Source organism: Coralliovum pocilloporae (genome assembly GCF_030845175.1).
Classification (GTDB): Bacteria; Pseudomonadota; Alphaproteobacteria; order Rhizobiales; family Cohaesibacteraceae; genus Coralliovum; species Coralliovum pocilloporae.
The window spans coordinates 868,222-885,556 of record NZ_CP132542.1; the positions used below are offsets into that span (position 1 = coordinate 868,222).

Consider the following 17,335-nt stretch of genomic DNA (forward strand, 5'->3'; position numbering starts at 1 on the left):
GTCGGTTAAATGCAATAAATATTACACTCATAAGTAGATTTAACCTGCTTAACTGTAACAATTTACCGCATAACATGTAATTTGTAACAATATATAAGTTGAAAATCACATCCAGCGCTTACAGTATTTTTACGAACCACCCCCTAGTCTGAACATCAGAATTAAAGATTTCTGCTCTTAGGGGGTTGCAGATGTTGCGTAGCGTATTGCGTCTGAATATCGGGCGGCGCGTCTTTCTGGGGTTCATTGCAGCCATGGCTGTCTTTGCAGCCGGCTCAGTCGTATCTGTCATGGGCATTCATGCCATTACAGACGAGGTGGCGCTGCTGGACCAGTCCGCGAACGAAAAGACCATCGCGCTGACCTTGAACAGCAAGATTTCCGAAGTTGAAACTCTTGCAGGTGACTATCTCCGAACAACAAGCGCCGAAGATCATCAGAAACTCGATCAGGGTATCGAGACCTTCCGCTCCGCTCTGACCGACGCCACCAAGACACTGAAAAACGAGCAGCATCTGGCTGAGCTCAATGCTATCGGACAGGATATCACAGCCTTTGCAGCATCAATTGCGCAGATGGACGAGCTTATCCAGAAGCGGCAGAAACAAGCAAAAGAGCTGACCAACAAGACCGGCCCTAATGCCAGTGCAGGCGTCCGTGTGATCGCCAATGTTGCCCAGAAAACCGGCAATAAAGATCTGACCAAACTGACCACTCGTTTGCAGGATTACTTCATCGTTGCCCGTATTGAAACGGCGCAATATGCCGAAACAGGCGCTGCCACAGGCCTGAGCCGCATTCTCACGCAGCTTGACACCGCAGAGAAGAACCTTGCCGAGGCGGAAACCAATCCGAAGGTCAAGGCATTCAAAGGGTTACTGAAACCCGTTTCGATCTTTATCGGCAAGTATCGCAAGGGCCTTGACCAGCTGAAAGCGCTGAACATAGAGCGCGAAGCCCTGCATGCTAAGCTTTTCGATGATATCGCCAAGCGCATCAAGGCCCGCACATCAGGAATGGAAGCAGCCGCTGTTGCTGAATATGCTCTGCATTCCGCCAACACGATATCGTCTCTGGAAGCTGAGGCCACGCTGACTTTTGCAGTCAGCATACTTGCCGGAATAGCTGGCCTGCTCTGTGCCTGGGTCATTACCAGAAGCCTGTCTCATCCCATTCGCCACCTGACTGGCACCATGAGCGAACTGGCAAACGGCAACACTTCCATTACACTGAACGGTGAAAATCGCACCGACGAAATCGGCGACATGTCGAGGGCAGTCGCCGTTTTCAGGGACAATGCCATTGAACGCGAAAGGCTGGAATCAGCTCAGGCGACCAGCCACGCGAATCGCGAAAAACGCCAAGCAAACGTAGACAATCTCATTCAGACATTCCGCTCCGACATTGTCGAACTTCTTCAGACAGTCGACAACAATATGGAAGTCATGAACCTGTCAGCGCAAACTCTGACGGATATTTCAGATGCGACAGAAAATCAGGCATCATCTGCGGCATCCATGACAGAGCAGGCGGCAGGCAAGATTTCTGAAGTTTCCGATTCCACCAGGACTCTATCCGAATCCGTCCGTCTCATCGGGAGCCAAATCGGGGAAACCACCAAAATCGTCGCAGACGCAACAGATCGCACCCGGTCCACCAACGAAACCGTTTCCGGTCTTGCCGAAGCTGCAAATCGCATTGGCGATGTTATCTCTCTCATTCAGGCGATTGCCGAGCAGACCAACCTTCTGGCCCTCAATGCAACCATTGAAGCCGCCCGTGCTGGTGATCAGGGCAAGGGTTTTGCTGTCGTTGCTGCCGAGGTGAAGGATCTTGCCAATCAGACGGCAAAAGCCACCGAGGAAATCTCGGGCCAAATCTCAACCATCCAGGGCACCACACAGGAAGCCGTTGATGCCATTCATGCCATTGCCAAGGCCATGGAAGACGTCAACAGCAACACAAGTGAAATCGCCAGCGCTATTGAAGAACAGCAGCATTCCATGAACGCGATCAGCAATCAGGTCGAGGATGTCTCATCCGGAACGCAGGCTGTCACCGACAACATGACACATGTGGTCAACGGCGCGTCAGAAACGGCCCAATCCGTCCGCCAGGCCCAGGCCGCATCAGACGAAGCGGCGTCCTGCACTGGCACTCTCAGGCGCACTGTAGACGACTTCCTCAACCGTGTTGCTGCGGCATAAGACAAAAAACAGGGCCATCATCAGAAGGCCCTGTTTTTATTGTAGCAGAAAAGAGCCAGATCCGGGTCGTGGCCCTACTCCTGATCAAGCGCCTCAATCTCATCCACCATAGCCTCGATAACAGACAGGCCCATGGACCAGAACTGCGGATCAGATGCATCAAGATCAAACGGAGCCAGAAGGTCCTTGTGATGCTTTGAGCCTCCTGCCTTCAGCATCTCGATATATTTCTCGGCAAATCCGGCCTCTGCATCCTGATAGCGGGCATAGAGAGAATTCACCAGACAATCGCCGAACGCATAGGCGTAGACATAGAACGGGGCGTGAATGAAATGGGGGATATAGGCCCAGAATGTCTCATATCCCTCACCAAGCCGGATTGATGGCCCGAGACTCTCTTTCTGCACGTCAAGCCACAGCTCTCCCAACCGTTCAGACGTCAGTTCGCCCTTGCGGCGTTCTGCATGAACCAGCCGCTCGAAACAGTAGAATGCAATCTGCCGGACGACAGTGTTGAGCATGTCCTCAACCTTGGAAGCCAGCAACCGCTTGCGAGCCGCCTTATCCGGTGTCGCATCAAGCAGTGAGCGGAAGGTGAGCATTTCCCCAAACACGCTGGCAGTCTCAGCCAGGGTAAGCGGCGTCTCAGCCATCAGAGCACCCTGCCCGCCAGCAAGGACCTGATGAACGCCATGGCCAAGTTCATGGGCCAGCGTCATCACATCACGGATCTTGCCCTGATAATTGACCAGCACATAAGGGTGTGCGCTCGGAACCGTCGGATGTGCAAAGGCTCCCGGAGCCTTACCAGGCCTGACCGGTGCATCAATCCAGCCCCGCTCAAAGAAATCACCGGCGATGGATGCCACATCCGGAGAGAACTGCGCATAGGCATCAAGAACAATCTTGCGAGCTTCAGACCATTCGATCACCCGGTCATCACTGTCCGGCAAAGGCGCATTCCGGTCCCAGTGATTCAGCTGGTCCATACCCAGCCATTTCGCCTTCATGGCATAATAGCGATGCGACAGGCGTGGATAGGAATCCCTTACGGCCGAAACCAGCGCATCCACCACCTCACGCTCCACACGGTTCGCAAGATGGCGGGAATCCGCAATATCCTCAAACCCGCGCCAGCGATCCGAAATTTCCTTGTCTTTGGCAAGCGTGTTGGTGATCAAGGTAAATGTATTGATCTGCTCCCCGAAGGTTTTGGCAAGCGCATCTGATGCGGCCTTGCGGCGCGCACCATCCTTGGACACCAATCTGTTCAGCGTTGCCTCAAGCCCCAGCGCTTCACCATCAAGGTCAAAAGTCAGGCGTGCCATCGTGTCATCGAACAATCTGTTCCAGGCACCGCGACCGGTCACACTCTTCTCATGGAAAAGCTGCTCCAGCTGCTCACTAAGCTGATAGGGTTTGTCCTGACGCACCACATCAAGCCAGGGCTTGTAATAGGCAAGCGCTTCTGAAGAGGCGACAGACCCTGCTAGTGCATCATCCTCAATTGCATTGAGTTCCAGTGTGAAAAACAAGAGATGTGCGCTGGCATTGGTCAGCTGCTCCTGAATGTCGCCATAGAACTTGGCATGTACAGGATTCGTGGTGTCGCTCGCATATAGCAGGCTCGCATAGGACGCGAGTTTACCGAGCTGGTCTTCCAGCCGTTCAAAATCAGCAATCGCCGCAGCCAGATCATCGGCCTTGTCGCCAGTCATAACCTGCAGCTTGCCTTTGTATCGGTCGGCAAAGGCCTCACAATTTGCAAGCGCCGCCGCAATATCAGACTGGACCGCATCTGAATCAGGAGACGGATACAGGTCGGTCAGATCCCATTCCGGCAGGTTAGAAAGCTGCTCGGCCCCGCTACCAGTTCCACTATCTGCCATGGGGAGTTTCCATTCAAATCGCGACCGAACTGACATCATCACCTATCCGCTTCCATCATTGGCTGTTGAATCTGCATGCACTACAGATCCCTGATCGTTATCAATATTGGCGCTTTCAGACAGCATGCAACAGAAATCGTGATCACCTCACACGATTGCGTTGAACAAAAGATAACGAGACTTAAGGCACCATTTACCCCGGACCACTATCGTTTGGAGAACGGTAACTGGACGGATCCATGGCTCAAACAATCCTCATTGTCGATGACGACCCTGTACAAAGACGCCTTTTGCAGGAGGCGACCAAACGTCTCGGCTATGAAGTCACCGCCGTAGAAGATGGTGAATCTGCTCTGGATCGCCTGTCTGACCAGGCAGCATCGCCTGTCTCGCTGATGATTCTGGATTTGGTCATGCCCGGCCTTGATGGGATGGGTGTGCTGGAGCGGTTGCGTCAGACAGGTCTGATCGTCCCGACAATCGTCCAGACCGCACATGGCGGCATTGATGTTGTCGTCAGCGCCATGCGCGCCGGAGCGGTCGATTTCATCGTCAAACCGGTTTCACCTGAACGCCTCGACATCTCAATCAAGAATGCCCTCAAAGTCAACGCACTCGAAAGCGAGCTGACACGGATCAAGCGCTCGGCATCCGGCACCCTCACCTTCAAGGACCTCATCACCAAGAGCCCGAGAATGGAACGGGTTATCCGTCTCGGTGAACGCGCTGCCAAGTCCAACATTCCCATTCTGATCGAAGGAGAATCCGGGGTTGGCAAGGAAGTTATTGCCCGCGCCATTCAGGGCTCGAGTGAACGTCGTTCCAAGGGTTTTGTGACGGTAAACTGTGGCGCCATTCCGGAAAACCTGGTGGAAAGCACCCTGTTCGGACACGAAAAGGGGGCTTTTACCGGTGCAATCGACAAGCATATCGGCAAGTTTCAGGAAGCCCACAAAGGGACCTTGTTCCTCGACGAGGTAGGTGAGCTGCCACTGTCTGTTCAGGTCAAGCTGCTCCGCGCCCTTCAGGAGGGAGAAATCGATCCTGTGGGAGCCAAGCGCTCCCAACGGGTTGACCTGCGTCTGATCTCCGCCACGAACCGGACCCTGCTGGATCTGGTGAAGGATGGTGATTTCAGGGAAGATCTTTTTTACCGGTTAAATGTCTTTCCAATCTATGTGCCGCCCCTTCGCGAGCGGCGGGAAGAGATTGCGGATCTCGCCCTGCACTTCCTCGCGCGTTTTGCTGCAGAGGAAGGACGCCGCCATCTGACAGCCATCGCACCATCCGCGCTGGCACTGCTGGAAAATTACGACTGGCCCGGCAATGTGCGCCAGCTGGAAAATGCCATTTTCAGAGCTGTGGTCCTCTGCGATGGAAACGAGCTTACCGTCGATGACATGCCGCAGATCGCCATGCAGGTTGACGGTGCCAGTGTCAAACCAAGAACACTGGACACTGCCGAGGATGCTCTTCAGCAACAACAGACTCCAGGGGTAGCTCATCAACCATCCCATCAGCCTGTCGAACACAGGCCCGCCTATGGCGTGATTCCGTTTCTCGACGAGACCGGAGAGGCACGACAGCTTGCGGACATGGAGGCCGAAATGATTCGCCATGTGCTGGACCATTACGACAACCGAATGTCAGAAGTTGCCCGCCGTTTGGGCATCGGACGGTCAACCCTTTACCGCAAGCTGAAGGAATTTGGTCTCGACAATGAGGATACCGCTGGGGAAGTCGCAACAAGGTGATGAAAAATCACCCTGGAACTGTTGCAAAACAGGACAGTTTCGTCTTCTTTAGCACCTTAGGGGACTTTATGAGCGGTTTTTAACCGGGGACACAAATAATGCGCATTTCGATATCACTGCTCCTGGCAGGAGCAATGCTGTGGTCATATCCAGCTCTGGCCGCTCAGACACCCCAGGATCCAGCAACGGATATCAAAGCCGAAGCGGTGTCAGAAACATCCGGTGAAACCACCGTGGATGTGACACCCGTCGAACCGGTTGACCCTTTTTCTGTCGCTCTTGAGGAAGCCTTCAAAGGCTGGCCCAAAGCCAAAACACTTGCAGCAAAGAAAGACCTTGCCGGCCTTAAAGAGCATTACACTCAGAACAGCTTTAAACCGCTCTGGATCGAAGACGGCAAACTGTCCATGCGGGCTCGGAAACTCATCTTTTTCCTGAGCCGTGCCGGTCGTGACGGTCTGAACCCGGAAGACTACAAGACCCCGTCCCTTTCCATCGGCAAAGACAGCTCTGTAACACTGGATGAACTCGCCAGGGCAGAGCTGGAACTGTCTCTCGCCATTGTGACCTACGCGCGCCACGCTCAGGCCGGGCGTCTGAAACCAACCAAGGTCAGCAAAAGCATCACGCTTGTTCCTGTTAGCCCGGACCCGCTCGCTGTCATTGATCAGGTCTCAAGCGCCGAGAAGCCGGAGAAAAGCCTTCACAGTTTCCAGCCACAGCAGGATGGATACAAGCGCCTCCGGGAACAGCTGGCCAAGTTCAGAACCCTGCCGAAGGAAAAGACGCCCATCCAGATCGCGCCGGGAAAAGCTCTCAAGCTCGGCTCAAAGGGCAAGCGCGTTGAAGCCCTCCGGGAGCGCCTCAATGTGGCGGCAACCGAAGAAAATACACGCGCTGTCTTTGACGAGGCTCTTCTGAAGGCAGTCAAAGAATTCCAGAAAAACAAAGACTTGCATGTAGACGGAATTGTCGGACGCAGAACACTGGCAATCCTGAACGGCAAGAAAACAAGTTCAGAAGCAGATCTGATCGCCAATATGGAAATGTGGCGCTGGATGCCGCGTGACCTCGGTCGTTTCCACGTCTTTGTCAATGTCCCGGAATATCGTCTGCGGGTTTACAAGGATGGCAGCCAGACACACACCACCCGGGTCGTCGTCGGCAAGTTCAGAAACAAGACACCGATCTTCTCCGACGAGATGGAACATGTGGTGGTGAACCCATACTGGAATGTTCCCGCTTCCATCGCGGTCAAGGAACTCCTGCCAAAGATCCGTCGTGATCCGCGTGGTTATCTCGCCAAGCGCAATTATCAGGTTCTGACCCGCGTCAAAGGACGGACCCGGGTCGTTGATCCACGCCAGATCAACTGGTCGAAATTCAATGCCGGGCGCGTCAGAATTCGTCAGGCACCAGGTGGCCGCAATGCTCTGGGCCGGATCAAGTTCCTGTTCCCGAACAAGCATGCCGTATACCTGCATGACACACCATCAAAGAGCCTGTTTTCACGGCAACGGCGCGCGTTCAGTCACGGCTGTATCCGCGTCCACAATCCTTTTGAATTTGCCGAAGCACTCTTTGCGGAAGACAAGGACTGGAATTCAGCCCGACTGCGGTCAATGCTGGGGAACAAGGAACGCTGGGTCAATCTCGACAAGCATGTTCCTGTTCATCTTGCCTATTTCACCATCCGGGTAAATGATGATGGGGACCTGAATACCTTTGATGATATTTACGGTCATATCGGCAAGCTCAAGGTATCACTGGGCCTTTAAAGAACCAGACCTTTAACTTGAATTGGTAGCGATGCTTTGAGAGTCTGTTTTTGCGCGAGCTTTTATCTGAAAAGTCTATCAACTTTTCAGAAGCACGCTGTAGGCAGCGGATTGAGCACAAAATCGATCACAACTGTCATCATTTGACCGCTTTTTGAAATAAGGTAAAGTCCCGTTAACCATTGATGCGTGAAAACAGGAAGATGGGGCTGTTTCAGGGTATGAACTGAGACGAACAAGGCGGGTCGAGTGACGCAAGGGATCAGGTTTAACGCATCCTGCCTCAGGCAGAACGACGGGCAGATGGCAGGCAGACTGCACATCGCCGCTTCTTTGTGCCTTTTTTTCCTCCTTGCCATCACCCAGGCGGGCCCGGCTGCGGCAGCCGATCGGTCTCTGTATCTTTACAACACCCATACAAAAGAAACCGCCCGGATCACCTATAAACGCAATGGCCGTTTTGATCCGTCCGGTCTGCAGAAGATGAACCGCTTCCTTCGCGACTGGCGTCGGAATGAAAGCACCAAGATGGATCCTCGTCTGTTTGATCTCATCTGGGAAGTTTACCGGGAAAGCGGTGCGCGCAAGCCTATCCACGTGGTCTCTGGCTATAGATCGCCTGCAACCAACAAACTGCTGAAGAAACGCGGACGTGGTGTAGCACGCAAGTCCCAGCATATTCTCGGCAAGGCAATGGATTTCTACCTGCCGGACGTTCCTGTCAGCAAACTTCGTCGGATCGGTTTGACAAAGCAGGTTGGTGGCGTCGGCTACTATCCGCGCTCAGCATCCCCGTTCGTCCATATGGACACCGGTCGTGTGCGCCATTGGCCACGCATGACCCGCAGGCAGCTGGCCAAGGTTTTCCCCTCCGGTCGGACCTTGCATATTCCAAGCGACGGCAAGCCATTGTCCGGCTACAAGCTCGCCCTGGCAGACAGCAAGAAACGCAAGAGTTCAACCCCAACGGTCAGACAGCAGCAACGGCCAACAAATGGCCGGGACAGATCTGTTCCAACGCCCGTAGCCGGCCCGGAAAGAAGTGGCAGCGGTGGCCTTCTGGCGTCACTGTTCTCCTCGAAATCACCAGCTGAGACGACCAGACCCGACAATCAGCAGACCATTGCGCGCAATCGTGCGCCAGGTGCAGTGTTTGAGACCGGGCAGACCACGGTCAAGCTGCCATCTGCTCCCCCGGTACCGACCGCCAATCCGAACCGGCTGATAGCCCTGGCACCCAAAGTTGCGGAACCACCAGCGCAGCCGGAACAACCGGAACTGCAGAATCCTGTCATCGCAAGTCTTGGGCAACAGCGGCCAGTACAATTGCCGGAGCAGGAACCAACCGTTCTGGCCCGGGCAACGCTGCCTGCCCCCCCTGCAGGGCTCTCTGTAGAGCCCCCGGCTCCGCTGCTCGCAACGGGGCAGAACACCGCCTCATCCCCCATATCCGCAGAGATTCCAGCACCGCCTTCAGAAACATCTGCAGCATCTGCAAGTGCGTTCCGTCTGGCCTCTGTGAACGAGAACACACCGCCAGCTCCGATACAGGACAATACGTTCCTCTCCGGAATTCCAGCTCCGGAATTGTCACCGCAGATCACAACGGCCTACGCTCCAGACATTCCTTTGCCGCAGGCCAAGCCTCTGATTACAGCCGGATTGCCGGATGTGGACCCCTATGCTGGCGAGCGGGGACTGGCTCAGGATGAAGTCACAACAGCGGACCTGAGAGGGAACGAGACAGAAACTCCTGTGCCCCCTGCAGAACCCGAAGCCAAGCCTCGGCAGGTCGCAGCGCTTGATCCCAATATCGTGCTGCCTCAGCCCCGTCCGGCTATTGAAACCCAGTTTGCGGTACCAACACCGCGCAATCAGGTTCGCAGTGCTCCGGTTCTTACAGCCTCCAGCGATCCTCTGGCACAGCTGTCCTCACGCTACAACACCCGGGTCATTTCCAGCCTGATGAACACGGAAGTCACCACACGGAGTGTCTATTTCTCAGCACTTGGCAATGCTGACCCGAACGGGCTCTCCGGTCTGATGGATTCACCGCAGAGAATTGTCGAGGATCGCTTCAGAAAAGGCGGGCAGACTCGTTTGAGGACACACCAGTTCGCTGGTGCGTCAGTGGTTGGCCTGCGCGTTCTGGCCTATAACAGCACCCGATAAAAAAATGGCGGCCCACAGAGCAGCCGCCATTCAAGCCTGATTTCTTGCAGAGATTAGAGCGTGTTGCGCCAAAGTGGGAACCGGTTTGGCGACAAACAACTCGCGTCATCAAAAACATAGAGCATGCGCATGAATCCTGTTCATCGCAAAATGCTCTAAAAGACTAGAGCATTTTATGTGAGAACGGTGTCACTTCAAATGCTCTATCTCTTTGTTTTCAAGCATATTCTTATCCGAAAACCGCGCACACTTTTCGGGTATATGCTCTAAAGGTCACCACCTGCAATCATGCCAAGTGCATGCAGGTACAGGTCGAGAAGAGCTTCCTGCTCCTGCCGCTCATTCGGCTCCTGCTTGCGCAGACGGATCACCTGGCGCAAAACCTTGACGTCAAATCCGTTGGCCTTCGCTTCCGCATAGACGTCTTTCACGTCATCCGCGATCGCCTTCTTTTCTTCTTCAAGACGTTCAATACGCTCAACAAACGCCTTAAGCTGATCACGGGCGAAGCTCGCCGTTGGTTCCGGATCTTCCATTCATAACTCCTGTTGATCTGGATGTATTTCCCTGGCAACCAGCCAAAAGCCAGCCTGCCCCTTAATCTGAAAGCACTTATCCCGGGACGCGCATTCCTATCGTCGCACCGCCGGAAGCAAGCCGCTTATGAATGACCGGGATGGGAGGTTTCAAACGCCTTGCGCTGCTCCTCCGTTGCCTCGGTCTGATATTTCTCTTTCCATTCGCCATAGGGCATGCCGTAGACGATCTCACGGCTCTCATCCTTGGTCAGGGAGAGGCCCTGCTCTTCCGCTGCATCGCGATACCAGTTGGACAGGCAGTTACGACAGAAACCGGCAAGGTTCATCATGTCGATATTCTGCACATCCGTTCTCTCGCGCAGATGGTTGACCAGGCGACGAAAGGCAGCCGCTTCAAGCTCCTGGCGCTTGGCATCACTTATCTCTGTCATCAGTTTATCTCCTGGTCTCATCTATCAATCAGCTCGTGAACCATAGTGGCTTATCGTGTGAAGGTCAGGCTCATCAAGCACTTTATCAATCACATGCCCCAGTCGGTCTGCCCACTGGGCGATTCCCTCTTGATCACCAATCAGATCCTGCCGGACTTCTATCAGCGCATGGGCAAGACCGCGCGCGGTTCCATGCTTATACAGGCAATCATTCTTCAACGCGCCATCATATGGTTCATTGTCCCCAACTGTCAGCGTTTCATCTGCTTCCAGCGCCCGAATCATCGGTACAGCGAGGCGCGGGTCTTTGTCCCACAGAATGCCGACTTCCCACGGCCGCGGCGTTCCCTTCCAGTTGTCGGTAAAGGAATGAACAGAAACAATTACCGGAGGTCTCCCGGAGGCAATCATCCGGTCGATCAGATCGGAAACCGCATCATGATAGGGCCGGTAATACGACTCAATCCGCTCGGATCGCTCCACCTGCGTTAAAGCCGAATTTCCTGGAATCTTGGCGCCATCAGCGATCCGCATGATCAATGTGGGATCATCCTCGCCCCGGTTGGGATCAATCAGCAGACGGGTATACCGGGTCAGAACCGCAGGTGCACCAAACCGGCTGCTGAGATGGCGCGTGAGCGCGTCCACACCAATGTCATATCCGATATGCCGAGCCAGATCCGTCTCGGACAAACCAAGCGTCCCCAGATGATCGGGAACCCGGTTTGAGGCATGATCACACAGCAGCAGCAAACCGCCATCCAGTGCCCCATCCAGAACTTCATGACTTTCTGTCAGCACGTTGTCTCGTCCATTGTAGATTTGTCGATCAGGCAAGATCAATACAGCGCAGAATCCGTGCTGAACAGCCCTATAAGGCAGATATTGAGATCAATGCGAGATTCAGTTACACAAGTTGCCATTCTCCTGCCGCATTACGCTTTCACGACGGGGGAACTCTGTCCCGGAAACCGGCTTTCGCCGATCCGGGAACCCCAAGATATAAGAAACAGAAATCGAGTCTGCGTATGGCCTTCAATGCTGCCGGTCTGAAGAAAAAAATCATGGTCAGAAAGAGCACACATGTCGCTCTGCTTGTTTGCCTGTTCGGACTGGGCCTGGTCAGCATGCCATCCGCGTCTGAAGCCGGCCTGAGGCTTTGCAACAAGACCACAAGCCGTATCGGTGTCGCGATCGGCTATCGTGGCGACACTGACTGGGTAACAGAAGGCTGGTGGAACCTTCCTCCAAGCGAATGCGGCGTTCTTCTGCCAGATCCCTTGCTGGCCCGTTACTATTATGTCTATGCAGTGGATTATGACCTTGGCGGTGAATGGGGCGGCAGACGGTTTATGTGCATCAAGGACAAGGAATTCGTCATCAACGGCCTGCGCGACTGTACCGTGAGAGGGTTCAAACGTGCCGGTTTCTTCGAAATCGATACGGGTGAACAAAAGAACTGGACAGTCCAGCTGGGTGAACCGGATGCGGGGAATGGAAATAGTCAGTAGCCGTTCCCGCTGAAGACCTCAACGGCTCAGAGATCTTCCCCTTCAACGACTTTCTCAAGATCTGCGACAGCATCCTGCGCAGCTCTCAGGCCGGGGTGAACATCAAGCGCCTGTCGGAAAGCGTAGAGCGCGCGCTCATTGTCTCCCAGCTCCCGCATAATCAGGCCAAGCCCGCTCAAGGCCCCGAAATGCCGTGGCTCAAGCGCCAGCACTTTCTGAATGTCTGCAATTGATCGCTGTGGGTCCTGCACGAGAAAATAGACGGTTGCCCGCTTGTTCCAGCCTTCGGCATAATCCGGCTTCAAGGCAATGACCGCGTCCAGCAGATCCAGAGCAATCGGATAATTCTGATCCTGCATGGCATTGATGGCACGGGCCATCAGCAGATCCACCGTATCGCTCCCTGACATGAGCCAGGTCTGCAGTATGGCTTCTTCTATTTCTCGGAACTGATTGGGTGTGTCAGCGGTCTTCAGTTGACCGAACAGCTCATCCAGAGCGTCCTGCTGCTTGGCTGTTTCCGCTTCTCGTGCGGATTGGCTCTGAGCCTGAGGCTGGGCCTGAGTCTGCGCTATAGCATATCCAGTAAGGCCGGTCAGAAAACCGGCAGATCCCATCAGGGTGAGACCAAAAAGTAAAACGGGCACTCTCATAAGATCCGAGGATGGACCTTATGAGAGTGCCCGTCAAAACAATTCGTCGTGTTGCTTAGCCCTGACGAGCTTTAAAGCGCGGGTTCTGTTTATTGATGATATAAACCCGACCCTTACGACGGATCATGCGGTTCGCGCGATGGCGCTTCGCAAGAGCCTTAAGAGAGTTCTTAATTTTCATCGGTCACTGCCTTCAGCGTTTCCTAGCAGAAAACACAAGAGCGCACCTGAGTGCGCCCAAATTCGAGGCGGACATTAGGCGGGAGCCCTTCACTTGTCAAGCGTGACAAACAGAAAAGCAAGGTGCTGCAGATATTCTTCTGAACATCCTTTGAACATTCCATTGAAGGTCGGACTGAACAAAGCCTGCCCGTCCGACAGTTTCCAGTTGGCTCCAGCCTTCTACAGACGACCGGGCACCCCTGAATAAGACTTGAATTCAAGCTCTTAGAAGGAAGGAATATCACGCAAAACGATAAAACGTGAAAAATATCGTCATATTAGGACTTGCATAACACCGCTATCCCGGCGATGCTTATCAGGTCCAAAATGGATCCGGCATGGCCTGACACATCATATGTGTCGCCTGCTGATGTGTTTGGGACGGAGCTAACTTCAAGAGGTGGATCACTCCACCTCTTTTTTCTTGTCTGCAATCCGGATCTACAAAACCTGGTCGAGAATCGCCTCAAGCGACGCCACCGAACGATCCACATTATGCAGCTTGTCGAGGCCAAAGAGACCCAGTCGGAACGTGCGGAAATCCTCAGGCTCATCACACTGGAGCGGAACGCCCGCTGCAATCTGCATGCCCTGAGCGGCAAATTTCTTGCCATTCTGGATGTCTGGATCATTGGTGTAACTGACCACAACACCAGGCGCTTCAAACCCTGACGCGGCCACACTGCGAATCTGCCTGCTTGCCAGAAGCGCACGTACGCGACTGCCAAGCTCGAGCTGCTCCGCCTTGACCTTGTCGAAACCATAAGCCTCGGTCTCTTTCATCACATCCCGGAATACTGTCAGGGCATCGGTTGGCATGGTCGCATGATAAGCATGTCCACCGTTGATATAGGCCTGCATGATGTCATGCCATTTCCTGAGATCACAGGCGAAGCTGCTGCTCTGCGTTTCAGACAAACGTGCAAGGGCTCCGGCACCCAGCATCACCAGCCCGGCACATGGAGATGCGCTCCATCCTTTCTGGGGCGCGCTGATCAGAACATCGACCCCAAGCGCCTTCATATCAACCCAGATGGCACCTGATGCAATACAATCGAGAACAAACAATCCACCAACAGAATGCACGGCATCTGCGACGGCTTTGATATAGGCATCAGGCAGTATGATTCCCGACGATGTTTCCACATGCGGAGCAAAGACCATCTGAGGACGGGTTTCCTCAATGGTACGAACAACATCTTCAATAGCTGCCGGTGCAAAGGGTGCCTGGGAGCCTGCCTCGATCTGCCGGGCTTTCAGCACTTCACATGACGAGGGAATGTTCCCTGCCTCGAAAATCTGTGTCCAGCGGAAACTGAACCAGCCATTCCGCAGAACCATACAGGACTGCCCTGTCGCAAACTGCCGGGCCACAGCTTCCATGGCATAGGTACCACCGCCGGGGATCACCACGGATGCATCAGCCTGATAGACCGAATTCAGCGTTGAGTAGATATCGCGCATCACCTGCTGGAAGGATTGCGACATGTGATTCAGCGAGCGATCCGTGAAAACCACGGAATATTCCAGCAGACCATCCGGGTCTACATTCGGCAACAATCCAGCCATTCCCAAACTCCATTCGACAAGAAATCCTGAGAGACACAATCTCCGAGATTACATCTCGTACCACGATTTCAGGCAAGGGAATAACCAGATAACGTCAACAGTTCTGACGTTATCAATCCCTTTGATCTATCAATAGGAGAACAGATCCGGTTTCAGGCTGAAGTGTGCCACTCGTGAAACCTGTCGCTACCGACTCAAATGGTGCTTTACAGCGTGCTTCTGAAAAGTTGATAGACTTTTCAGATAAAAGCTCGCGCAAAAACAGACTCTTAAAGCACCGCGACCAATTCAAGTTAAAGGTCTGGTGCTTTAATGAACACTCGCAATGGTCATGTCTCGCTCAAGCGCATCAGCTTCAGCAACCTGGCGGGTATCGCTGACAATAATCGGAGAGCCGTCCGCACCGAGGAGCGCCCAGAGCATCATGGTTGGCTCAAGGTCACGAACCTCCGGCAGAATCTCGGCAAGATCGCCTGCCTGCATTTCACGCAGGAACGCGACTTCACCATTGCCAAGGTCTCTGAAACCGACAGAAGAAAGAGCGTCCCGGAATTCACTGGGTAACTTGGTCATGAAACGTCTCCTTTTCACTCAATACTGACGACAAGGCAGCCCGGATTGATCGGAGCAATCACATTTAAGTGGTCGTGATCTCGATCTTGCGGATGATCTTCTCGGGCTGTGGTCGCGCGAGGTCAATCATCAGCAGGCCATCCCGGAGCTCGGCTCCCAGGATCTCGATACCCTCAGCAAGGACAAATGAGCGCTGGAACTGCCGGGCCGCAATACCCCGATGCAGAAACTCCCGACCCTTGTCATCATCGACCTGACGGCCGCGGATAACAAGCTGGTTCTCCTCAAGAGACACGTCAAGCTGATCTCGCGTGAACCCGGCCACAGCCAGCGTGATACGCAACACATCACCCTGCTCGTCCGATTTGGGAAGACGTTCAATATTATATGGCGGATATCCATCACTGCTGCCCTTGGCAACACGATCCAGAACACGCTCAATCTCATCAAAGCCGAGCATGAACGGGCTCGACAATTGGGTTAGCCGTGACATAGGCATTGTCCTTCAAAAAGCGACTGGCGGGTAAACCCGAAGCATTTACCGCGATAACTGGAATATGGGTTTTTCAGACACGCTCCGCAAGAGAACTATCATCATATCCCCCGAACAGAACCGTGATCCGGGTGAGATTGGCGACTGTTCTACCGGCACTGTCTTGCGTCTTTATGGACTCATGCTAGGCTCTGGATGCAAATCGATTGAACCTTTCGATCCCTTACCGCGACATATGGGGGAGCTGTTGGCGGAAAGACAGCAAGTGAACAGTGTGGGCGACGACGATCACGACCTCGTCCGCCGGATTGCTGAAGGTGATAAAGAGGCCATGCGGCGTCTTTATAGCCATCATCATCTCCGGGTTTATCGGTTCATTTTGCGGTTTATCTCAAACAGTGCGACCGCTGAAGACTTGACCAACGATGTCTTCATCGATGTCTGGCAACAGGCAGGCCGTTTCGAATTCAAGTCAAAGGTTTCGACCTGGCTTCTTGGAATGGCCCGTTTCAAGGCGCTCTCCGAGATACGGAAAACCCGCATCTCGGTTGATCCCGATGATGCGCTCGGTGAGATGGAAGATGACGCGGATACGCCTGAAGTCACGGCTCAGAAACGCGATAAGGGAGCAGCATTGCGCGCCTGTATCGAAAAACTGACGCCTGACCACCGCGAGGTGATTGATCTGGTTTATTACCATGAGAAGTCAATCAAGGAGATCAGCGAAATCGTCGGAATTTCGGAAAACACCGTCAAAACGCGGATGTTTCATGCACGCAAGAAGCTCTCGGTCCTGATGCAAAGAGCCGGAATAGATCGAGGTTGGCCATGACCAGAGAACTGCAAACAGAAACACCTGATGAGCTCGAGCTTCTACTGCCCTTCTATGTGAACGGAACGCTGGACAGCGAAACCTGTGCCCGGATTGATGCAGCACTGGAAACCGATGACCGACTGGCTCACAGCCTCGCTCTGCTGATGGAAGACCAGGGCGAAGCCGTTGCAATGGCCAATGCCATCCCGGCACCGGCTTCAATGGAAACACGATTCCTTGCCCAGCTGGACAGTGAAATTGCACGGGCTAAATCCCAGGCGACCGTTGCCGACCACCAGAAAGCAGGAATTTTCAGCGCTATAGGGCAATGGCTGCAGGACAGCTTTGCTCTGATGACTCCACAACGCCTTGGCGTAGCCGGAGCCGTGGCCGCCCTCGTAATCGCTGTTCAGGCCGGTTACATCGCAACAACAGTCACAGGCGACAAACCAGCCACAGGCAGCACCTATCAGACTGCCTCGGGTGACGCCCAATCCGGCGAGACAGGACCTGCCGTTCTGGTTCAGTTTACACCGGGCGCAAGCATGGCGGACCTGTCCGCATTTCTTGAAGCGGAGAAAGGCATGATTGTCGATGGTCCTCTTCCCGGCGGTTTCTTCAAGCTGCGGTTTGATGAAACAGAAGGACGGACGACCGAAACAGTTCTTGAGCAAGTCCGCACGCGCAATGACCTCTTTACACTGAGCCTGCCAAGCGAATAAGCGCTTCC

Annotated in this window: 16 protein-coding genes; 7 read left to right on the forward strand and 9 right to left on the reverse strand. The window is 53.9% G+C overall.

What is annotated here, in order from left to right:
- Window positions 1-191 precede the first annotated feature (191 nt).
- Window positions 192-2,207 carry a methyl-accepting chemotaxis protein gene (locus RA157_RS04115; RefSeq protein ID WP_350335207.1) on the forward strand — a complete coding sequence of 672 codons (2,016 nt, stop codon included), beginning with the start codon at window positions 192-194 and terminating at the stop codon, window positions 2,205-2,207.
- 74 nt (window positions 2,208-2,281) lie between these two features.
- On the opposite strand, the gene RA157_RS04120 is transcribed toward RA157_RS04115, so the two are convergent.
- Window positions 2,282-4,096: a M3 family oligoendopeptidase gene (locus RA157_RS04120; RefSeq protein ID WP_350335208.1), complete on the reverse strand. Its 1,815-nt coding sequence runs from the start codon at window positions 4,094-4,096 to the stop codon at window positions 2,282-2,284.
- 239 nt (window positions 4,097-4,335) lie between these two features.
- Between RA157_RS04120 and RA157_RS04125 the strand changes: the two genes are divergently transcribed.
- The 3 genes from RA157_RS04125 (at window position 4,336) to RA157_RS04135 (ending at window position 9,800) form a co-directional block, all read left to right on the forward strand.
- Window positions 4,336-5,850, forward strand: coding sequence for a sigma-54-dependent transcriptional regulator (locus RA157_RS04125; protein WP_350335209.1), 1,515 nt, complete (start codon window positions 4,336-4,338; stop codon window positions 5,848-5,850).
- A gap of 98 nt (window positions 5,851-5,948) precedes the next feature.
- The gene (locus RA157_RS04130; RefSeq protein ID WP_350335210.1) at window positions 5,949-7,628 is read left to right on the forward strand and encodes a L,D-transpeptidase family protein; all 1,680 of its coding nucleotides are present in this window, start codon (window positions 5,949-5,951) and stop codon (window positions 7,626-7,628) included.
- 303 nt (window positions 7,629-7,931) lie between these two features.
- A complete protein-coding gene (locus RA157_RS04135) occupies window positions 7,932-9,800 on the forward strand; it encodes a peptidoglycan L,D-endopeptidase MepK (RefSeq protein ID WP_350335211.1) in 1,869 nt (622 codons plus the stop codon).
- 266 nt (window positions 9,801-10,066) lie between these two features.
- Here RA157_RS04135 and RA157_RS04140 read toward each other — a convergent pair whose 3' ends face one another.
- The 3 genes from RA157_RS04140 to RA157_RS04150 all read right to left on the reverse strand — a co-directional run bounded on the left by RA157_RS04140 (window position 10,067) and on the right by RA157_RS04150 (window position 11,571).
- Entirely contained in the window at window positions 10,067-10,336 is a 270-nt protein-coding gene (locus tag RA157_RS04140; protein ID WP_350335212.1) for a DUF2312 domain-containing protein, read from the reverse strand.
- Window positions 10,337-10,461: 125 nt separating this feature from the next.
- Window positions 10,462-10,770: a DUF1244 domain-containing protein gene (locus tag RA157_RS04145; protein WP_350335213.1), complete on the reverse strand. Its 309-nt coding sequence runs from the start codon at window positions 10,768-10,770 to the stop codon at window positions 10,462-10,464.
- A 24-nt stretch (window positions 10,771-10,794) separates the two neighbouring features.
- Window positions 10,795-11,571: an N-formylglutamate amidohydrolase gene (locus RA157_RS04150; RefSeq protein WP_350335214.1), complete on the reverse strand. Its 777-nt coding sequence runs from the start codon at window positions 11,569-11,571 to the stop codon at window positions 10,795-10,797.
- Window positions 11,572-11,834: 263 nt separating this feature from the next.
- Between RA157_RS04150 and RA157_RS04155 the strand changes: the two genes are divergently transcribed.
- Window positions 11,835-12,281, forward strand: a complete 447-nt coding sequence (locus RA157_RS04155; protein ID WP_350335215.1) for a DUF1036 domain-containing protein — start codon at window positions 11,835-11,837, stop codon at window positions 12,279-12,281.
- A 26-nt stretch (window positions 12,282-12,307) separates the two neighbouring features.
- On the opposite strand, the gene RA157_RS04160 is transcribed toward RA157_RS04155, so the two are convergent.
- The 5 genes from RA157_RS04160 to RA157_RS04180 all read right to left on the reverse strand — a co-directional run bounded on the left by RA157_RS04160 (window position 12,308) and on the right by RA157_RS04180 (window position 15,791).
- On the reverse strand, window positions 12,308-12,928 hold the full coding sequence (locus RA157_RS04160) for a tetratricopeptide repeat protein (RefSeq protein ID WP_350335216.1): 621 nt from the start codon (window positions 12,926-12,928) through the stop codon (window positions 12,308-12,310).
- Window positions 12,929-12,989: 61 nt separating this feature from the next.
- Window positions 12,990-13,115, reverse strand: a complete 126-nt coding sequence (gene ykgO / locus RA157_RS04165) for a type B 50S ribosomal protein L36 (RefSeq protein ID WP_350335217.1) — start codon at window positions 13,113-13,115, stop codon at window positions 12,990-12,992.
- 482 nt (window positions 13,116-13,597) lie between these two features.
- Complete coding sequence (locus tag RA157_RS04170; protein WP_350335218.1) at window positions 13,598-14,725, reverse strand: aminotransferase class V-fold PLP-dependent enzyme; 1,128 nt, start codon at window positions 14,723-14,725, stop codon at window positions 13,598-13,600.
- Window positions 14,726-15,034: 309 nt separating this feature from the next.
- Complete coding sequence (locus RA157_RS04175) at window positions 15,035-15,298, reverse strand: BQ00720 family protein (RefSeq protein ID WP_350335219.1); 264 nt, start codon at window positions 15,296-15,298, stop codon at window positions 15,035-15,037.
- 64 nt (window positions 15,299-15,362) lie between these two features.
- Window positions 15,363-15,791 carry an Hsp20 family protein gene (locus tag RA157_RS04180; protein WP_350335220.1) on the reverse strand — a complete coding sequence of 143 codons (429 nt, stop codon included), beginning with the start codon at window positions 15,789-15,791 and terminating at the stop codon, window positions 15,363-15,365.
- 247 nt (window positions 15,792-16,038) lie between these two features.
- Between RA157_RS04180 and RA157_RS04185 the strand changes: the two genes are divergently transcribed.
- Together RA157_RS04185 and RA157_RS04190 are read left to right on the forward strand one after the other, a co-directional pair.
- Window positions 16,039-16,623 (forward strand): sigma-70 family RNA polymerase sigma factor, encoded by a 585-nt coding sequence (locus RA157_RS04185; RefSeq protein ID WP_350335221.1) that lies wholly within the window; start codon window positions 16,039-16,041, stop codon window positions 16,621-16,623.
- Entirely contained in the window at window positions 16,620-17,327 is a 708-nt protein-coding gene (locus RA157_RS04190; protein WP_350335222.1) for a hypothetical protein, read from the forward strand. The genes RA157_RS04185 and RA157_RS04190 overlap by 4 nt, the downstream gene beginning before the upstream one ends.
- Window positions 17,328-17,335 lie beyond the last annotated feature (8 nt).

Bases quoted from the DNA above. Each gene is read 5' to 3' on its own strand.
- RA157_RS04115 (WP_350335207.1), top strand. From the start codon at position 192: ATGTTGCGTAGCGTATTGCGTCTGAATATCGGGCGGCGCGTCTTTCTG.
- RA157_RS04120 (WP_350335208.1), bottom strand. From the start codon at position 4,096: ATGGCAGATAGTGGAACTGGTAGCGGGGCCGAGCAGCTTTCTAACCTG.
- RA157_RS04125 (WP_350335209.1), top strand. From the start codon at position 4,336: ATGGCTCAAACAATCCTCATTGTCGATGACGACCCTGTACAAAGACGC.
- RA157_RS04130 (WP_350335210.1), top strand. From the start codon at position 5,949: ATGCGCATTTCGATATCACTGCTCCTGGCAGGAGCAATGCTGTGGTCA.
- RA157_RS04135 (WP_350335211.1), top strand. From the start codon at position 7,932: ATGGCAGGCAGACTGCACATCGCCGCTTCTTTGTGCCTTTTTTTCCTC.
- RA157_RS04140 (WP_350335212.1), bottom strand. From the start codon at position 10,336: ATGGAAGATCCGGAACCAACGGCGAGCTTCGCCCGTGATCAGCTTAAG.
- RA157_RS04145 (WP_350335213.1), bottom strand. From the start codon at position 10,770: ATGACAGAGATAAGTGATGCCAAGCGCCAGGAGCTTGAAGCGGCTGCC.
- RA157_RS04155 (WP_350335215.1), top strand. From the start codon at position 11,835: ATGGTCAGAAAGAGCACACATGTCGCTCTGCTTGTTTGCCTGTTCGGA.
- ykgO (WP_350335217.1), bottom strand. From the start codon at position 13,115: ATGAAAATTAAGAACTCTCTTAAGGCTCTTGCGAAGCGCCATCGCGCG.
- RA157_RS04170 (WP_350335218.1), bottom strand. From the start codon at position 14,725: ATGGCTGGATTGTTGCCGAATGTAGACCCGGATGGTCTGCTGGAATAT.
- RA157_RS04175 (WP_350335219.1), bottom strand. From the start codon at position 15,298: ATGACCAAGTTACCCAGTGAATTCCGGGACGCTCTTTCTTCTGTCGGT.
- RA157_RS04180 (WP_350335220.1), bottom strand. From the start codon at position 15,791: ATGTCACGGCTAACCCAATTGTCGAGCCCGTTCATGCTCGGCTTTGAT.
- RA157_RS04190 (WP_350335222.1), top strand. From the start codon at position 16,620: ATGACCAGAGAACTGCAAACAGAAACACCTGATGAGCTCGAGCTTCTA.